The sequence below is a fragment of the Rhodospirillaceae bacterium genome (genome assembly GCA_018662005.1).
Lineage (GTDB): Bacteria > Pseudomonadota > Alphaproteobacteria > Rhodospirillales > JABHCV01 > JACNJU01.
The window spans coordinates 98,718-116,727 of record JABJHA010000038.1; the positions used below are offsets into that span (position 1 = coordinate 98,718).

At 51.0% G+C, this 18,010-nt stretch carries 15 protein-coding genes; 11 read left to right on the top strand and 4 right to left on the bottom strand.

Features of this window, described 5'->3' with window-relative positions; all coding sequences use genetic code 11:
- Window positions 1–10 precede the first annotated feature (10 nt).
- A complete protein-coding gene (locus tag HOL66_15100) occupies window positions 11–676 on the top strand; it encodes a class I SAM-dependent methyltransferase (GenBank protein MBT5245564.1) in 666 nt (221 codons plus the stop codon).
- Here the strand turns inward: HOL66_15100 and HOL66_15105 are convergent.
- Genes HOL66_15105 through HOL66_15115 form a run of 3 tightly spaced genes read right to left on the bottom strand, consistent with a single transcriptional unit; the run spans window position 660 to window position 4,044 of the window.
- Window positions 660–2,546 carry a B12-binding domain-containing radical SAM protein gene (locus tag HOL66_15105; GenBank protein ID MBT5245565.1) on the bottom strand — a complete coding sequence of 629 codons (1,887 nt, stop codon included), beginning with the start codon at window positions 2,544–2,546 and terminating at the stop codon, window positions 660–662. The genes HOL66_15100 and HOL66_15105 overlap by 17 nt on opposite strands.
- A gap of 3 nt (window positions 2,547–2,549) precedes the next feature.
- Window positions 2,550–3,116 carry a cupin fold metalloprotein, WbuC family gene (locus tag HOL66_15110; GenBank protein ID MBT5245566.1) on the bottom strand — a complete coding sequence of 189 codons (567 nt, stop codon included), beginning with the start codon at window positions 3,114–3,116 and terminating at the stop codon, window positions 2,550–2,552.
- A 28-nt stretch (window positions 3,117–3,144) separates the two neighbouring features.
- Entirely contained in the window at window positions 3,145–4,044 is a 900-nt protein-coding gene (locus HOL66_15115; protein ID MBT5245567.1) for a sugar nucleotide-binding protein, read from the bottom strand.
- 187 nt (window positions 4,045–4,231) lie between these two features.
- Here HOL66_15115 and HOL66_15120 point away from each other — a divergent pair, with 187 nt between their 5' ends.
- The 7 genes from HOL66_15120 (at window position 4,232) to HOL66_15150 (ending at window position 14,078) form a co-directional block, all read left to right on the top strand.
- Complete coding sequence (locus HOL66_15120; protein ID MBT5245568.1) at window positions 4,232–5,416, top strand: methyltransferase domain-containing protein; 1,185 nt, start codon at window positions 4,232–4,234, stop codon at window positions 5,414–5,416.
- Window positions 5,417–5,497: 81 nt separating this feature from the next.
- A complete protein-coding gene (locus tag HOL66_15125; protein MBT5245569.1) occupies window positions 5,498–7,165 on the top strand; it encodes a TIGR04372 family glycosyltransferase in 1,668 nt (555 codons plus the stop codon).
- A gap of 305 nt (window positions 7,166–7,470) precedes the next feature.
- Complete coding sequence (locus tag HOL66_15130; GenBank protein ID MBT5245570.1) at window positions 7,471–8,631, top strand: hypothetical protein; 1,161 nt, start codon at window positions 7,471–7,473, stop codon at window positions 8,629–8,631.
- A 17-nt stretch (window positions 8,632–8,648) separates the two neighbouring features.
- Window positions 8,649–9,089, top strand: coding sequence for a flagellar biosynthesis regulator FlhF (locus HOL66_15135; GenBank protein ID MBT5245571.1), 441 nt, complete (start codon window positions 8,649–8,651; stop codon window positions 9,087–9,089).
- 193 nt (window positions 9,090–9,282) lie between these two features.
- Window positions 9,283–11,157 carry a hypothetical protein gene (locus tag HOL66_15140; protein ID MBT5245572.1) on the top strand — a complete coding sequence of 625 codons (1,875 nt, stop codon included), beginning with the start codon at window positions 9,283–9,285 and terminating at the stop codon, window positions 11,155–11,157.
- Between the two features lie 14 nt (window positions 11,158–11,171).
- A complete protein-coding gene (locus tag HOL66_15145; protein MBT5245573.1) occupies window positions 11,172–11,855 on the top strand; it encodes a flagellar biosynthesis protein FlgD in 684 nt (227 codons plus the stop codon).
- A 96-nt stretch (window positions 11,856–11,951) separates the two neighbouring features.
- Window positions 11,952–14,078 (top strand): flagellar hook-basal body complex protein, encoded by a 2,127-nt coding sequence (locus tag HOL66_15150; GenBank protein ID MBT5245574.1) that lies wholly within the window; start codon window positions 11,952–11,954, stop codon window positions 14,076–14,078.
- Between the two features lie 94 nt (window positions 14,079–14,172).
- On the opposite strand, the gene HOL66_15155 is transcribed toward HOL66_15150, so the two are convergent.
- Entirely contained in the window at window positions 14,173–15,513 is a 1,341-nt protein-coding gene (locus HOL66_15155) for a tetratricopeptide repeat protein (protein MBT5245575.1), read from the bottom strand.
- A gap of 123 nt (window positions 15,514–15,636) precedes the next feature.
- Between HOL66_15155 and HOL66_15160 the strand changes: the two genes are divergently transcribed.
- From HOL66_15160 to HOL66_15170, 3 genes are all read left to right on the top strand, one after another.
- Complete coding sequence (locus tag HOL66_15160; GenBank protein MBT5245576.1) at window positions 15,637–15,921, top strand: DUF1153 domain-containing protein; 285 nt, start codon at window positions 15,637–15,639, stop codon at window positions 15,919–15,921.
- Between the two features lie 154 nt (window positions 15,922–16,075).
- On the top strand, window positions 16,076–17,731 hold the full coding sequence (gene fliF / locus HOL66_15165; GenBank protein MBT5245577.1) for a flagellar M-ring protein FliF: 1,656 nt from the start codon (window positions 16,076–16,078) through the stop codon (window positions 17,729–17,731).
- A 14-nt stretch (window positions 17,732–17,745) separates the two neighbouring features.
- The coding region (locus HOL66_15170) for a flagellar motor switch protein FliG (GenBank protein MBT5245578.1) at window positions 17,746–18,010 on the top strand (265 nt) is incomplete at its 3' end.

Below are 18,010 nucleotides of genomic sequence, written 5' to 3' on the forward strand. Positions count from 1 at the left end.
AAGAGAGCCCATGCAGGAAATCGATTTCATAAGTTCGCTGCATACCAGCACCAAGCGCGATTATGTCCAGCGCGTGGTCGATCATGACAAAGCCGCTTGTACCCAGGTCGCCAAACAATGGGGCGAGGATTACTGGGATGGTGATCGTTGCTATGGTTACGGGGGCTACACCTACGATGGCCGCTGGCGGCCCGTCGCCGAAGCCATGGCCCGTCATTATGGACTAAAAGCAGGAGACAAAATACTGGATGTCGGTTGCGGCAAGGCTTTCCTGCTGTATGAATTGACTCAAGTTGTTCCCGGTATCGAGATCACAGGCGTTGATGTATCTACATACGGGATCGAACATGCCAAAGAGGAAGTCAGGCCTTACCTTAAAGTCGCCGACGCCACCGATTTACCATTCGCAGAGGCGGAATTTGATTTTGTCTATTCGCTCAATACCCTTCACAACCTGAAAGTCTTCGATCTGTATAAAGCCATTCAGGAAGTCCAGCGGGTCGGCAAGACTGACAAAAAATACATCCTGCTTGAATCTTTCAGAAACGAGAGCGAAAAAGCCAACCTGCTATACTGGCAACTGACCTGCCAGTCATTCTATTCAACCGAGGAATGGGTCTGGCTTTATAATCAGAACGGTTACACGGGTGATTACGGTTTTATTTTTTTCGAGTAAGCAATTCCCCGTCGCTGCCCCGGCTTGCTCGGGGGTCAATCATTGGGATTTCATTTTCAAGAAAAGCAGAAAAATTGAATTCCCTGTCCCTTTCGCTCCAGTACTCGCTTTTCTTGAATTTCATAAAGGCGGCATCCCTCTGGTTATTGAGAACTGAACGGTTTTTACCCAATCTGCGTTCAAGGAAATAGAGAACACAATTTATTGCCGGATTGTCCTGGTAAGCATGGCCGAGTGCTAATAGCCATTTAACCGCATTTTCGATGCGTGTTTCGTTTTCCGTTTCAAGTGCCGGCAACCTGAGAAAATTGGCGACATAATTGAACGTAAACCAAATTTCCCGAATCTGGTTTCGGGCCGGTGCCGCATCGAGGGGCATGTCAAAAATTGCATATCCCCTGATCAATCCGTCATCGTCCTTTGCATTGAAGACACCTGCCCGGTTCGGATTAAAATCAACAGTCGTGCCACGTTTAATCAATTGATCATCAATGTCGTCGTCCTCCAGCCCTGCGTAGGCCAAATAGGCATCCGTATTTTTCAAGGGTTGAAAATTAAAGAAGTTGTTCCAGTCGAGTTTCGATACACGGGCGACGTCAAATGAATCGAGCATTTGTCCAAAAGTTTCCGTCGGCAAACCAAGGATAAAATTGACGATATAGAAGATGCCGGGAAAATCTTTCGACATCTGTGCAAACTGAAGAAACCGTTCAATCGTTGCCGGCTTTTTGATCTTTCTCAGCATTTCGGGATTACCCGTTTCCAACCCTACCGTAAAGCCCAGGCAGTGGCTTTTTTCCAGCGCCGCAAGGATTTCCGGGGTTACAGAACTGGCGATCATGCCGTTGTTGGCCGACCATGTCGCACCCGGCAGACGTTCCGCAATTTGATTGAAAAGATTGAGAGCAAAGTCACGGTCATAGAGCGGGTCATCATCAAGCCACTCGAAATGACGGATGTCGTGATGCTGCCAAAGATCAACCATCTCATCGACAACATGATCCACATCCCGAGTGCGGACTCCGGGGCCGTTAAAATTCCGAACGCTGCAAAATGTACAACGGGCCCGGCACCCCCTGCGCGTCAGGATAGTGGCGTATGGCACATCGACGCCTTTGATCCGGGAGAAGTTATTCAATGATCCGAATTTACAGTACTCGGCAAGATCAATTTTGTTAAATTGCTCACGGATGTCGAAATGAACCCCTGCGCCAAAGGCATTTCGGGTGCTGGTAACAGATCTCCCGTCTTCGTCATCCAGCATGAACAAGTTCGGGGGTTCCTCCTGGCTTTCTTTTCGCAAGAAAGTAACCAACCCCGACAGGCCCAATTCGCCCTCGTTAGCAACGACTATATCAGCCAGATTGCCCCGCAGAAGGCGATCCGGGTCCGCCGTCGCGGCCACCCCGCCAACAATGATCGGTACAGCCGGATAGGTATCTTTGATCCAGGAGCAGACGGACTTAAGCTGAGGGAAAGTTGAATCGAACATAAAAGACAGGCAGATAAAAAAACTCTGATCCCTGGGGAAAATCTGTTCAAGGCACCCCTGCCAGATTTTATCCAGATTTTCGATACCTTCGCTGGCCGCTTTCAGAACCTCAAGATTCAAGTCGCTAATGACGGAACTGACACCAAGACGCTCAAGTTCGCCGGACAGGTAAAACAAACCGTGGGGAGGATATGCAAAATATCCCCGGTTCCTGGCGATCTCTGTTTCAACGAGTTGAGGCGGAACTTGTGGAATTTGAACAAGGACAGCCTTGCCATCCAGTCGTTTCGGGTCAAGACGCCGCTTAATCTGGTTATACAGATTATCCAGGAAGAGAGGCTCCGGAACGCATTTGTTTTTTTCCGGGACCGTGTTCAAAACCTAATCCCTAACCAGCGCGTTTATGAGATTGTTTTGATAGGCTTCGGCAACCCCGGCGTCACTGTTATCGGGCGCCCATGGCGGAAAAATGCTATCGCCTTCAGCCAGGAAAGGGCCGGGTTTGCTTTCGTGAAAGATAGCGAAATCGCTCAAGGGAATGACGGTGTGATAATGATTAGCTTCAAGACGATAAAGAAAAAAATCGTCTGGTCGCATTAAACAACTGTCTGTTACGTTGCCATCCAGATCAAAAACAAAGGCCCCCATTTCTCCTTCAAGCAGGTGCCAGGTCTCTCCCTTTATTGAATGCCTATGAGGCCTGCGATAACCATTTTCACGTCTTTGCACAATCAGCATGTCATGAAATGCGGCTTCCGGTTTTTGATGAAGGGAAAGCCGGACATCTTCACCCCTGGAATTGGAAAACCGCTTCAGGTCATCCAGGACTTCCCTGTTTATTGAGACGGGGCTCTTCAAGCAAAAGAAACCAGGTGTTCGTGCGCCCTCATCGCGACGCACATCATATTGATCCAGGAAATCGATAGATGAATTTGAAGTATCAGACATGAAACCGGATGTTTGTTAAGTCTGTTTATTATTGTAGCGAAGAAGATAAATTTTGCACCATCTCTCTGCAGACCGAACCCACATCCCTAAAGTTCAAGGCGGTTCGCAAAATGGTCTTTTCAGCATTAAGGGAAATATTCAAAGGCCGCGGTTCGACAGTTGGAAAGTCGTTAATACTACAGGGCCGAATGCAGGCTTCCATCGGTTGAAGGAGCTTTATTTCGTCGGCAAGTATCTGGCAAATACCGTAGCGACTCAATGCCTGGGGACCGGCAACATGGAAGATACCGTTTTCATCCAGGGCAACAAGCGCCCTTATGGCCTTGCTGACATCATCAACATGGACGGGGCAAGAAATAAAGTCCTCGGCGCACGGTATATCCTTTTCACCAGCGGTTATTTGGCTATACCAGTTTCCAAGAAACGATCCTGCCTGGGGACTGGAATCATAGATCTTGGACAATCTGATTATTTGAAAGGGGTGCCCCTTTGCCAATAGATATTGCTCTACTTCCACCTTTTGTCGACCGTAGACAAGGATGGGATTTGGTTCATCTTCTTCAACATAATTACCCTTCCTGCCATCAAAAACAGCCTCGGTTGAAATGAATACAGGCCTGATATCATTGGCGTAGAGTTCATCAATCAGCTTGATAATCTGGGTAACATTGATGCTTTCAGAACGTTCAATATCATTTGCACAAGCGTCCGGATTCGTTTCACCATTGAGCAAGACAGCTTGGGAATATTCCGACATATTAAAATTCAGATCAGCCAATCCCATGGTCCCGGCATCAAATTTTAAACAATCGGGTATGACCGATTGATTATAGGTTCCCGTGCTTGCTTCGTGACCGATGAGATCGAACAGATGTCTTCCCACATAGCCGGAAGCCCCCACGATTAACGTTTTTCCGGTAGTCATCATGCACTCACTGGCAAACCCTGTTTCCAGGACTCTATCTGGGATGGAGAATCAGGTCGAATTTTGGTGGCTCTTACTCATTCATGATAGCATCTTGGCGCCCTAGGCAGTCTATTTTCAAAGTAACAAGAACAAAGAAGCCTATATGAACACCCAATGCATGCTGTGCCACGGTACCTCTCTGCGGCAAATGATAGAAATAAAAGGAATGACAATCGCCCACCAACTTCTGGAAAGGGCTAATCAATCCAAAGATACCTTCGATATACGCCATGTCGTTTGCCAGCATTGCGGACTGGTCCAGATCGCCAATCCCATCGATCCCGATGTTCTATACAGCGCCTATAATTTCAACTTCAGTTCCTGGAAAAAAGAACCCCATCTCGAACACGAACTGGACACGATATTTTCTCATGGAGTACCGGGGTCGGCATTCGAGATCGGCTGTAACGACGGAAAATTTCTCGAAGCCTTGCAAAGCCGGGGCGTAATAAATCTTTTTGGGGTGGAACCTAATCCCGTGTCCAGTTCACAGGCCCAAAGCAAGTCTGATCTGCGTATCTTCCATTCAATGATGACACCTGAAATCGCAGAGAAAGCTCTTGCTGAAAATGGAAAATTCGACCTGGTCCTTTCCCGTCAAGTTATTGAACACGTCGAAGATATTGACAGTTTTCTCGAGTGTGCGGATTTGCTGCTCGCCGATGACGGGTTGCTGTTTATTGACCTTCCGGATTTTGGGCCCGCCCTCGCTCTTGGTGACGTGTCCTTGTTATGGGAGGAACATATCTCGAATTTTACCAGGCCCGTCTTGAAGGAATTACTGGTTCGCAAGGGTTTCAAACCCTTTGAAAGCCACTCTTACGATTTCAGTGGTGGTACCATGTCCACTCTTTCGCGTCGATCTGATAAAAGTGAAACCGATACAGACAAGACTTTGCTTACGGAGCATCTGGCTTCGACGGAAAATTACGCAACAAAGGTCAAACAGTACGGAGCAAGGCTCCGTAAGGCATTAAAGAAAGCTGCGGATTCAGGCTTTCTCATTATCCTTTATGGCAGTGGCGGCAGAGCCAATGTGGCGCTAACGGCCCTGGGGATCGGTGAATTAATTGATTTTGCCATTGATGATCAGTCCGAAAGGCTGGGTAAATACCTTCCTTGCAACAGTATCGAAATCCGTCCAACCAATGTATTGCAATCTTCTGACCAACCGATGGTCATTCTATTGGCGGTCAACAATGACAGTGAACCGACGGTGATAAAACAAGCGCAGGGTTTATCGGGCGAATCTATGCTGTTTTTATCTATTTTTGGACCGAAGGATATCCACGAGAAATTGGATGCTTTTGAAAGTGTTTTATCTGCCCGCTAATGCATACAGATATAATTCCATCTTTGTATAATTCATACTGGGCGTAAGGATTCGTTAGTCTGAAATCCCGGAGACTATTGCATGCAAGATGACACCCAAGATTTAACCCTGGCCATGAAGTGCGCCGAGAATGGGGATATTAAGAAGGCCAAAGAAATTTGCGATGGCATCCTTGCAGAACTCCCCAAGAACCTCGAAGCCCGGCACTTTCAGGCCTATCTTTTCATCCTTATGGGTGAGTTTGAAACAGCCATATCAAAATTGCTTCATATCGTCGGCGACTGTCCGAACAATCCCGATATTATCTCCACATTAGCCGCCGCCTACATCAAGGGTGGCGACCAGAAAAAAGGTATATCCTTCTTGCGAAGGATACTTCAATTGAAACCAGACGATGTAGAGGCCCTTACGGACCTGGCGACGATCCATGCTGAGGTTGGACATTTAAAGGCTGCTATTGGATATTGCACAAGGGCGCTTGAGGTCAGCCCGGATCATGCAAGGGCCAGCCAGTTGAATAAGGCTCTGGATGAACATCTGTTCAAACTGCATGTCGATCCAATAAATCAATTTGTTAATGATGATATTGGCCGCGGCAAACCGAAAGTCATTGTGCCGCTACGCTTGATAGGAAGGATCGGGCACCTCATCATTGAGCCCTTTTTACTAAAATGCATCTACGACCCGGCTGAGTACGACATTATTTTCGTGACCCCGCCAAGAGGGCTAGCGATTAGCCAGCCTGTCTTCGATATCTCCCTTCGAGACCTGTTTTTTGTAGAAGATCCACATGATCCGCAAATGGCGGCCTACAATCAGCACGGAAAAAGCATCGGAACGTATCAATTGGATGATCGCACAATTGTTCTGGAATCCGTTGCCGATCTGATGGTTCAGGCTGTCGAAAAAGCCCGCGATGGCCAATTTTCCTATCGTGCCGTTCTTACAGAGGCTGAATTGGCAGAAGGTATGGCGTTGCGCAGTGCCATGGGGATACCGGTAGATGCAAAAATTGTCACACTCTACGTTCGTGACTCAGGATTTTTCCCCAGCCTCGAAGGCCACGGGGTTAGAGACTCAAGCATTGCCAATTATATTCCAGCCATCAAACACCTTGTAGATAAAGATTACTATGTTGTCAGATTAGGCGACAACAAGATGACGCCCTTGCCTGATTTAGGGCAACACGTTATCGACGCCCCTTTTCATCCGGCCTACACACAGCTGGTTGAACCGTATTTCGTCTCCCAGAGCGATTTCATGATAAAAACAACCTCAGGGCCGGAAGCGCTCTCTCTCATCTTTGGCATACCATCAGTGTATGTGAACGCCATGTTCACTCCCATATTTCTAATCTCCAAGGACGATCTAGCTATTTTTAAAAGTTACTATTCACATCGCTATGAAAGAAACCTGTCCTTACGTGAAATTGCCTATGACAAGGAAATTCTGTTTTCATGTACGTCTGATAGCTTCGTCAGGGAGCAGATCGAACTGCATGAGAATACGCAAGAAGACATCCTAAACGTCACCATGGAGATGACAGACCGCATGGACGGAACCTACAATCCTACACCGTCCATAGACGAGCGTTTCCGTAAACTTTGTCAGCAAATCAACAAGGATTGCAGCCTGGACACATCAGACAGGATATACGGTCAGCTGGAAATCTACAGTTTTCTGCCTTACTTGATGAAGGGGCAGGTTTCCCACGAATATTATAAATCCCATCCGGAATTATTATCGTGAGGCTGCCCCCCGGCATCCTTCGTAAAAGAGGAACCATTAATACCATTACCCATGAAAATAAGCCTGCCAACCTAAACTATTCCAATTTTTGCCAAAATTCGCTATTATGAGCGATGGTCTGATGATGATCTGGGAACCATCAGGTTAAGGTTTTAGTAAAAACCCTCATCGTTAAAATGACGATGATGTGGCGATGCCTCCCTCGTAGAAGTCCGAACAGAGGCCGCGAACCATCTGGATTGAGGGATTTTGGTATTTCCGTGGCAATTGTTGCCATGATGTTTTTTGAGTCTGGAGATAGAGCGATGGTCGATTTCCCCCTTGCCAGTCCGACCCAGAGAAACCTGAGTTCCTTGGTTCAGGCAAAACAGTTAATTGATGCCGCCTCCAAGCGAATTACGACCGGTATTCGCGTTTCCAGCCCCCTTGAAGGGGTGGCTGCATTTTTTGACGCCAAGGAATTATCCACCCGTTCGACCCAGTTATTGAATTCCAAGGAAAAACTGGTTGACGCGGCGGAAGTTACCGGTGGCACCCTTGCCGATATTGATGAAATAACAAGTTTGCTGACGACAGCCAAGTTGCTGGCCGCTGCTGCAAAGGGTGGCGCCGTTTCAGGTGCCACGGCGACAACCGCCACCGGCAACGTTGTTACGACAGAAGCAGATGTCATAACAGGCACCCTGGGTGGGGTCATTGACGATGATTCATTCACCATTACCCATGATGGCACGACGACGACAATCACCAACACCAATGGATCGACCTTTACATCTCTGGTCGCCCAGATCGACGGTATCGCCGACCTATCGGCAACGGTTTCCGATGGCAGCGCCATTGTCATTTCCGCATCAGACGGAAAAGACGTTGTTATCTCGAACGCAACCAACACATTAGCAACGGATTTGGGGCTGTCCTCGTCAACCGATGGCATCATCGCCACCAATGCGACGCGCAGTTCAGCCGAAACCCAGCTCGACCTGACATTAAGCAAAATTTCAAAGCTGGTCGGGGAATCCTCGTATTCGGGCACAAACCTGTTGAAAACGGAACCTGATACCTTAACGGTCTCCTTAAATGAAAATGGCGGCAATGTTTTTGATTTAGAGGGCGTCGCCTCAACGGTAAGCGCCCTGAGCCTGACTGAAGTCGATGCCGCCAACCTCTATGCCACCGATACCGGTATTGATTCCTCAATTGCTGAAATCGATGCAGCGATAGCGGCTTTGGCACGGACAAGGGCGACCATCAGCACCGGCGACAGCATCATTAATTCACGACTGGATTTTGCCAGCGAGTTTATCGATTTGCTGGGCGAAGGGGTAGACAGGCTTATCGCCACCAACCTGGATGAAGAGCAGGCAAACCTGCTCGCCTTGCAAACACGTCACGATTTATCCGCGACCGGTATTGGTCTGTTTTTTCAAAACGGCACCATATTGACGTCAATTCTGCATTCTGGATAATTTTTTAAGGTTTACCCATGCAATCCCGCGGTTATCAAACCTACGCAACGGCACAACACACGACGATCAGCTTGCGTGAGCTTGAGCGCAGGGCGCTGGCCCGCGCTATCCACGAGCTTAGCGTTGTTCGCGATAACTATACCCCGGGCAAGGAAGGCTACGCCCTGTACACGGACGCCCTGAAATTCAATCAAAAGCTATGGACGCTCATTCAATCCAATATTGTCGAAAACCCGACCAGCGGCACGGCCAAGCTGCGCGCTAACTTTCTTGAACTCAGCCTGTTTGTCGACCGCCATACGCTGCAAGCCATGCGCGATCCCAATCCGGATAGCCTGACGGCGTTGATTGATATAAACAAAAATATTTCAGGCGGGCTCTTTAACACCGATACCAAGGCAGAGTCGGCAACAGCTCCCTCTCCCACATCCATGGCCCCCGTCCCGTCAGGTTTTTAGCGCCCGGCGGCACATTCTTCCCATTTCAGCGCAGAAAGTTTTGCCGGGCAGGGCCAGGAATCCCCCATGATGCTATCCAGATTAAAAAATATTTCCTTTAATTTCAAATAGTTAAGCCAGTACAAAAAGTTGGCCCGGCATTTGCTAGATAAGGGGTGAATTTATTTCTCGCCCCTTATTTAAAGGATGAACAATGGCTACGGATATCAGTACGGTTAAATCAACTATCGTAACGGATGGCGGAACCCCTTCAAACAAAGGGACTGGGCAGAGCAGTGGCTCGGGCATTGATTTCGCAGATATTATTCGCAAAAACGGCGTCCATGTTGATGGTGGCCTCAACACCCTTTCAAACAAGGCCGGTATTACCGGTGTTAGTGAACGCTCCGAAAACGCGCAAGCAGCAACGGAACAACCACGAGACGACGCCAGCGACCGCAATGACAATGATGGCCATCGGGCTGATGGCGACGAGCGCTCCGAACGGGTTTCCGATCGTGACGCGTCAAGCCAGCCAGACAGGTCAAACGATTATGCAAATGATCGTTCGCAAGACAGTCGCCCACAAACTGCGGAAACGGCCGACGACTCTCATGAAAATTCCCAACACGGCGATAATAACGGTGAAACCGCCAACCGTGATGATAACGCCAGCGATTCTTCAGATAATGACGCGGCCTCCAATCAGGAAGCCGGTTCTGACGAAACCACCGACACTACCGATAGCGGTGATGGAGAACAAGCCGCCGCCAAGGGCGAAGGCGAAAACGAAAACAAAGCTGCCAATGGCAACAAGGGCGAGACAGCAAACGAAGGCGCAACCGCTTCAACGGCCAAGCAGATGCTCAACACCTTGCTTGAAAACACGCAAGGCAATGCCCTTCCCGGACAAGCCAGCGGACAGGCCCAGGAAAATGCTCAAAGCGGCGTTGTTAAGACAAACGCCAACGAAGGCCTGAACGCAGCCATCGCGAGTGTCGGTAAACAAACTGAGGGCGCCAGCGCCAACACCGGCCAAGCGACAGGCAATGCCGCCAACGCACAGGCGCAAAACCAGACCCACAACCTTACCAATGGCCAGAACCCGGCGCAGACACAAAACACGGCCAATGCTGCCAGTCAGGCGGCTGGCGAAGCACAGGCCAAAGACACCAGCAAAGCCGCAGAACAGGCCGCCCAGATTTCAAAAATGGTCGGCAATGGCAACAAGATTGACGTGTCGGTTACCGTAACCGATGAAAAAGCGACGATGGTTTCCAAACCCAGTGCAACGTTGACGTCTGCTACGGTTCTTGCCGCTGACAGCACACCAGCCTCGCTGCGTAATCAGCAGGCGCAAGGCGCAAACAACGCAGGTGGTCAGACCCAGGCGCAACAAGTCGCCGGTCAGGCTGCAAACGCCGGAGCCGCGGCCCAGCAAGCCGCCCAGCAAGCCGGCAGCGGCCAGTCACAGTCCGCCAATACAGCGGCCATTGATGCCAAGGGCGCGGTTCAGGGGAATTTGCATGCCGGTGGCGCGCAGGCAACGATTTCCGGAAACGGCGAAACACCGGTTGCAACAGCTCCTGGCAGCACGACCGCAAGCCAGCAGGCACAACAGAACACTTCGACCCAGGCGGCCAATGCGAACCGCTTCACCACCGCCAATCCGGCACTCACCGATCAGGTATCGGTTCAAATCAGCAAGGCCATCAACGCCGGTAACGACAAAATTTCGATCCAGTTGAAGCCTGCGGAAATGGGCCGCGTCGATGTGCAGATGGAAGTCGGACAGGATGGCCGTGTCTCCGCCGTCATCACCGCCGATAACAAGAGCACAATGGATCTGCTGCAAAAAGATTCCAAGGAATTGCAGCAAGCGCTTCAACAAGCCGGATTGCAACTCGATAACGACAGCCTCAGCTTCAACCTGCGTGAACAAGGCGACGGTCAATTGGCCGGCAATTCCGCAGACGGTGGCGAGCAAGGCATCGATGACGGCATGGGCGACGAATTGAGCCTGGAAGAAGAACTGGCCGGGCTTGAAAAAGACATCATTACCGACAGCCGCATCGACGTGCGGGCGTAAGGGAGTAACAAGACATGTTTGGCGCCAGCTCAGTAGATTCTTCCAGCATTGATCCGACGTCATCGTCGGGCACCGCCAAGGCTAAACTGGATCAGGATCTCAATCAGTTTCTCAATCTTCTGGTCACCCAGTTGAAGAACCAGGATCCCCTTGATCCCATGGATGCCAACGAATTCACCTCGCAACTGGTGCAATTCGCCAGCGTTGAGCAGCAGATTTATCAGAACGCCAATCTGGAAAAACTTCTAAACGTGACACAGACCTCGCAAGTGGCCGGAATGACCGACTTTATCGGCAACACCATCGAATCTGTCGGTTCTTCCTTCCATCTTGAGAATGACAATGCCGAAATCACCTACCAGTTCGATACCAAACCGCGGACCGCGAATATTTCCATCGTCAATTCAAGCGGCCTGACGGTCTATTCCACCGACGCCGCACTGGAAACCGACAAGCAGTCCTTCACCTGGGACGGCAAGAATAAATCAGGCACGGCCCAACCAGACGGATCCTACGCCGCTATTGTTTCGGCCACCGACGGCGACGGAAACATCATGAATGTGACGCAGACTGTCTTCGGTCGCGTCACCGGTGCCGGCGCCAAGGACGGTGTCGTCTCGCTTTACATGAACGACGTGATTACGCCTCTCGATACGGTCCTGGCCGTCAAGGAAACCAAAACAACGCCCGCCCCTTAAAAGGCAGGGATTATTGATAACCGCCGGGATGTCCCGGCGGTGAAATGAAATTAAAACGCCGCCAGAAATCTCGCGGCAAATCGAAGGAGAAGGAAAATGAGCTTATTCGGTGCTTTATCTTCGGGTGTATCAGGGCTTACCTCCCAGTCGAGTGCCATGGGCGCTATTTCCGATAACATCACCAACGTATCGACGGTGGGTTACAAGAACACCACGGTTAATTTCCAGTCACTGGTAACGAAACAAACCAGTTCGACGTTTTATTCCGCTGGTGGTGTTCAATCCAGACCACGTCAGGATACGGGCGTTCAGGGCCTGCTGCAGGCATCAACCTCATCCACTGACCTTGCGATTTCGGGATCAGGCTTTTTTGTTGTCAATGAAGCGGCGGAACCGACGGTCGATGACCAGTTCCTGTACACCCGTTCCGGTTCCTTCTTCATGGATAACGAAGGGTTCCTTCGCAACACATCCGGTTTTTACCTGCAAGGGTGGCCGACAACTGCCGGCGGTGTCGTCAAACCCGCCAACACGAACCTGACCATTGCCAACCAAAACATTGTTTCGACGGATTATCTGTCAACGGTCAACCTGAACCGGGTTGGTGGTACAGCATCATCGACATCGACCATCGGCATCGGCGCCAACCTGCCGTCAAATGACACGGCTGGCACGGAGCATAAAACCGACGTTCAGTTCTTCGACAGCCTGGGCAATGCGAACACCATGAGTGTCGTCTACACCCGCTCGGACCGTGAAAACCAATGGTCAATGAATATCGACACACCGGCTGGTTCCTCTGTCATGACCCTTGAGGACGGAACGGCGACAAACCCAAAAGTTTATTCCAGCGTTGGCCAGCTTGAGTTTAACAAACTGGATTCAAGCGGCGCCGGCCGCGTTCCCGCCGACGGCTCGACGGTCATTATCAGTGGCGTCACCTATGAATTCGACTCCAACGCCAGTGGCCCGGCCAATGCCGTCACCTTTGCAACCACCGACAGTCTTTCGACTGTCGTCGCAGCCCTGGTGACGGCCGTCAAAGCGACGGATAACGAATTCGCCGATTATGGTGACTCGACACCGGTAACCGTCAATAACCGGATTTCTGTCAGTACCGGCAGCACAACGACCATCCTGTTCAAGGATGAGGGCACCGAAGCGATCACCGTTGACCCGACCGGCCTGCTCGACGGCACCGGCGAACGGGTGACCACACAGGACACCGCCTTCACCATCAAGAAGCAGGACCTGGCTTATACAGATACCGCGCAGTTCAAGTTTACGGCGGTCCCGGCAACCACGACATCCATGATTATTAACAGCCTGACCTACACGTTTACGGCAGGTGAAGCCGTTGATACCACCGGTGCCGACAGAATTATTTACAGAGATGGCACCATTGCCCAAACCCTTGCCGATCTTCAGGACGCCATCGAAGCTAACGATCCTTCCTTCTCGCTTTCCGGTTCGGGCGTTGACCTGCGCAAAAGCGCCGGCGCAACCGATAATGTGCTGTCGCTCAGGACATTGAGCACCGGTACCTACGATGTCAACTTCGCCAACATCAGTGGCACGCCCCTGACAACCATCACAGAGGCCGACGACACCGCTTTTGCGGCATCCACCCAAGCCGTCAATACGGCAGCTGCCCTTGAATTTTCAAGTGATGGTCTGCCCAAGGCCATCAATGTATCGAAACTGGAAGTTCTCAATTTCGCCAACGGTGCGGCTGATATGGATGACTCGAGTGCTGGCGTGAAAAAAATCACCATGGATTTTGGCACCCTGACTGAAGCCAATGGCATGACCCAGTTCGGCGCCAGCTTTACGCCGGTTTTCATCAACCAGAACGGTTCACGCTTTGGCACTTTCGCCGGGGTTACCGTCTCCGCCGATGGCCTCGTCACGGCGCTGTTTGATAATGGTGAAACACGGCCGATTTTCAAACTGCCAATGGCCACCTTCGTTAACGTCAATGGCCTTGAATCCAGAACAGGTAACACCTGGAACGCAACAGAACAGTCCGGCGATTACACCTTGCGTGTCGCCGACAACGGACCAGCAGGACAAACTGTCCAGGGCACGCTTGAGGCCTCGACAGTCGATATCGGTGAGGAATTCACCGACATGATCGTGGTGCAGAGGGCCTACTCTGCTTCCGCGAAGATCATCAGCACCGCCGACCAAATGTTGGAAGAGCTGATGAGGGTGAAACGTTAGTCCCAAACTAACGTCTAATCCACTACCACAAGCCCACGTCCCAAACCCAGTCCCGGCAACGTCCCAAACCGTTGCCGGGACACCCATTTGGGGGTCAGATATCTGCGGCTACACGGGCAAAGGCTTTTGCAATAAGCGCGTTTTCGTCCTCAATGCAGACATTCAATGCGGGAAACCACGGGTAATGTTTTTCGCCAAGCAGGCCCCATTGCATGTCCCTGCTTCCTTTGGAAATCACCCAGGTTGGAACAGCCAAGGCCGGGGACAGCCATTGCAGATAGTTCTGTGTCGTTACCACCCCATCTAAAGCTGAAATCAAGGCTGCTGTCCCGTCCAGATCATCATTGAGGTCTAGGTCGTCAAAGACCGCAAGCTCAATGCCAAAACATTCCTTAAAAAAGCCCTGCTCCTGCCCCGTCAATCCGGCCTGCAGGCTGATAAAGTGAGCATCAGGTCTGTCAAACAGCGGCTGCCAGAGTTCAAGAGCGGGGAATTGATTCGCCCGATCTTCATTGACAAAAAGACTGCGCCAGCTGATTCCGATTTTTTTTCCCGAACCCAGCCCCTGCATCCTGTGACGCCAGGATTCTACTTGCCGCGTATCAGCGTTGAATTTATTGGAACGGGACGGAAAACTTTCAATCGTCGGCCTGAAGAAGCGCGGCAATGACCCTTCCAGAACAAAGAAATCAACGGCAGGGTAGTTATCCAGCCAGCTAAATTCCTTAACAGTGGTTTGCCCATCTGACGTATAGCGCGTGACCCCGTAAACCGAAGCCGCAGGGAAAGATCGCTCAAAAATGCTGACCAGCCGTTCATCAATTCCGATAATCACATGCCCGGCCCGCTCAATGATATCGGGCAGGCAGGTCGAAAACATGATCTGGTCACCGATGCCCTGCTCGCCCCAGACCAGAACGGTTTTGCCGGTCAAGTCCTCCCCACTCCAGACTTTTTCCGTAAACGGGCCAAGGCTGCCGATCGTATTGCGCCACTCAAAAGCCAACCACCCCTGTTGCAATTGCCCTTGTGACAAAAGAGGGATGGAGTCGAAGGTGTCACGGGCGACAAGGGTCGGGTCGAATTGTAGCGCCCGCCGGTAAAAGACAAGAGCTGTATCCCACAAACCTTTCCCTTTAAGGTCATGGGCGTATTCAAATATCAGCTGTGCCTGGGCTTGCGGAGCCTCCAGTCGCCCCACCACCATATCCAGAATTTCCAGGCTTTCGCGTTCTTGCGGATCTTTTGACAAGGCTCGCAAAACCATCGAGGCGGCCGCTTGCGGTTCTCCTAGGTCAAGCGACATCCGGGCCAGATTCTTTAAGGCATCGAGATTTTCCGGATCGTCCTCCAGCACCTGACCATAAAGGGTCAGGGCTTCCTTCAAACGCCCGGCCTGGCGGTGCGTATGGGCCGCAGCAAGTTTACGTTTCACGCTTGTCTCCCGCATAAAAGCCGTGATTTCCACACCCATATTAGGCAATTTTTAACACCCGGGCCCTACTCTTTACCAATCAACAGTATGACCAGCGCATCAAGTGGGCAAACCTTAAAATAAATGTCATTTCCAAAGAATACACCAACCGGGAATTCAACCTTCCAACCCTGGATTCTTGACCCCCAGGGTCTGCCTATGACCATTCACGATCTACCCCCAAGCAACACAAGACGCTGGGTCATTCGCCGCAAGGCCAAGGTTGTCGCAGGGGTTCTTGGCGGGCTCATCACACTCAATGAAGCGTGCCGCCGTTATGACCTTTCCATCGATGAATTTATCTCCTGGCAGCGCCAGTTCGACAAACACGGCATCAATGGGTTGCGGGCGACCAGAGGCAAAGACTGACTGATATTCATTTTTATGCCCCTGCTAGGCAATTATTGCCGGGCTGTTAACCAGTTATTCACGATCCCCTCCTTAGCTTAGAGCTGATGATATATTCATCTGACACCGTATTAGGCACACGGCGTCATCTTTAGTTTGGGACAAGGGACAAAACGTGGAAACTCTCATTCAGGCTCTCCGTAATCTGGGGCCACTCAGAATGGCCGTCATGGGCGTAGTCGCCGTCGGCCTCATTGGCTTCTTTATTTTCATAACGACCCGGTTAACGGCGCCGCAGATGGAATTGCTATACGGCGGCTTGCAAGCCGAACACCAGTCCAAAATAACAGGCCAACTCAGCGCCTCCAATACGCCTTACGAAATCCGCAACGGCAATGAAATTTTTGCCCCGGCCGATATGATCGGCCAACTACGCCTGTCTATGGCTGGTCAGGGAATTGGTGGCGGCCAGATCGTCGGTTATGAAATTTTTGACAACGCCAACGCCCTTGGCACAACCAATTTTATCCAGAACGTCAATCTTCTGCGTGCCCTGGAAGGTGAACTTTCCAGAACCATTAAATCAATTTCTTCAGTCAGTTCGGCCCGTGTTCATCTGGTTTTACCCAAACGCCAGCTTTTTTCCCGGCAAACCCAGCAACCAAGCGCCACTATTATGCTAAAGATGAATGGTGCCCGTCTTGATCCCGAGCAGGTATCCGCCGTCCAGTACCTTGTCGCCGCCGCCGTCCCCGGACTGGTGCCAAACAGAATCTCCATCATCGATAACAAGGGCTCATTGCTGGCCCGTGGTTTTGAAGATTTAAGCGCACCGGGTGCGACCGCCGCCAAGGGCGAAGAGCGCAAGCGCGCCCTGCAAAGGCGGCTCGGCTCGACAATCGAACAACTCCTTGAAAACATTGTCGGTTTCGGGAAAGCCCGGGCCGAGGTCACGGCCGATATGGACTTTGACAGAATCGTCACCAATGAAGAATTATTCGATCCTGATGGTCAGGTTGTAGCATCAACCCAAAGCGTCGAACAATCCAATACCAACCAGGAAAGCGACGCCGCAACGCCGGTCAGCGTAGCGACCAACCTGCCCGATGCCAATTTGAATTCAACAACGTCGGGGGCGAGCCTAAATTCCAACGAAAACCGTACCGAAGAAATCGTCAACTATTCTAATTCCAAGAAGGTGATCAACCATATTCGCGAGGCTGGTGTGATCACTCGCCTGTCCGTGGCCGTTCTTATCGACGGCACCTACCCCGAGGATGAAAACGGCGACAAGAACTATCAGCCCCGAAACGAAGCAGAAATGGAATTGATGGCCACATTGGTCAGAAGCGCCATCGGCTTCAACGCCGACAGGGGCGATTCGGTTGATGTCATCAACATGCAATTCGCCGATCTGGGCGCCGTAGAAGAAGAGGAACTTCAGCTGTTCTTCGGGCTGAACAAGAACGACTTGCTGAGAATGGCTGAAATTCTGGTCTTAAGCATTGTCGCTATTCTGGTCATCCTGCTGGTGGTCCGGCCCTTGGTTTCCAGGGCTTTCGAGGCCTTGCCGGCTGCCATGGCAGAAGGCAGAATGCTGGCAGATCAAACATCAGCGGCAGCCGCGGCAGCTTTAACGGCACCAAGCGCCGGTGGGCCATCACCAAGCGAAGCACCGGGTATGGCTGAACAATATGAGGAACTGATCGATATTGACCGGGTTGAAGGCCGGGTCAAGGCTTCTTCGGTCAAGAAAGTCGGTGAAATTGTCGAGAAACATCCTGAAGAGGCACTTTCGATTATCCGAACATGGATGTACCAAGAAAGTTGATGTAGCCTAGCACGATGGCAAAATCTAAAAGCGAGCTACGAAGTCTGTCGGGCCAGCAAAAAGCGGCTGTTTTCATGCTCGCGCTCGGCCAGGAACACTCGGCACACATTTTCGAGCTGATGGACGACGAAGAAATTTGTGACATGTCGCAAACCATGGCGACCCTTGGCAACATCAGTTCATCCGTCATCGAGCAGCTTTTTGTTGAATTTGCCGACCAGCTTTCCGGCGGTGGCGGTGGCGCTGTCGTCGGCTCCTATGATTCTGCCGAACGCCTGC

What these genes read in the sequence shown, in the direction of transcription:
- HOL66_15100 (MBT5245564.1), top strand. Translation starts at nt 11, where the DNA reads ATGCAGGAAATCGATTTCATAAGTTCGCTGCATACCAGCACCAAGCGC.
- HOL66_15110 (MBT5245566.1), bottom strand. Translation starts at nt 3,116, where the DNA reads ATGTCTGATACTTCAAATTCATCTATCGATTTCCTGGATCAATATGAT.
- HOL66_15115 (MBT5245567.1), bottom strand. Translation starts at nt 4,044, where the DNA reads ATGATGACTACCGGAAAAACGTTAATCGTGGGGGCTTCCGGCTATGTG.
- HOL66_15120 (MBT5245568.1), top strand. Translation starts at nt 4,232, where the DNA reads ATGATAGAAATAAAAGGAATGACAATCGCCCACCAACTTCTGGAAAGG.
- HOL66_15125 (MBT5245569.1), top strand. Translation starts at nt 5,498, where the DNA reads ATGCAAGATGACACCCAAGATTTAACCCTGGCCATGAAGTGCGCCGAG.
- HOL66_15130 (MBT5245570.1), top strand. Translation starts at nt 7,471, where the DNA reads ATGGTCGATTTCCCCCTTGCCAGTCCGACCCAGAGAAACCTGAGTTCC.
- HOL66_15135 (MBT5245571.1), top strand. Translation starts at nt 8,649, where the DNA reads ATGCAATCCCGCGGTTATCAAACCTACGCAACGGCACAACACACGACG.
- HOL66_15140 (MBT5245572.1), top strand. Translation starts at nt 9,283, where the DNA reads ATGGCTACGGATATCAGTACGGTTAAATCAACTATCGTAACGGATGGC.
- HOL66_15145 (MBT5245573.1), top strand. Translation starts at nt 11,172, where the DNA reads ATGTTTGGCGCCAGCTCAGTAGATTCTTCCAGCATTGATCCGACGTCA.
- HOL66_15150 (MBT5245574.1), top strand. Translation starts at nt 11,952, where the DNA reads ATGAGCTTATTCGGTGCTTTATCTTCGGGTGTATCAGGGCTTACCTCC.
- HOL66_15160 (MBT5245576.1), top strand. Translation starts at nt 15,637, where the DNA reads ATGTCATTTCCAAAGAATACACCAACCGGGAATTCAACCTTCCAACCC.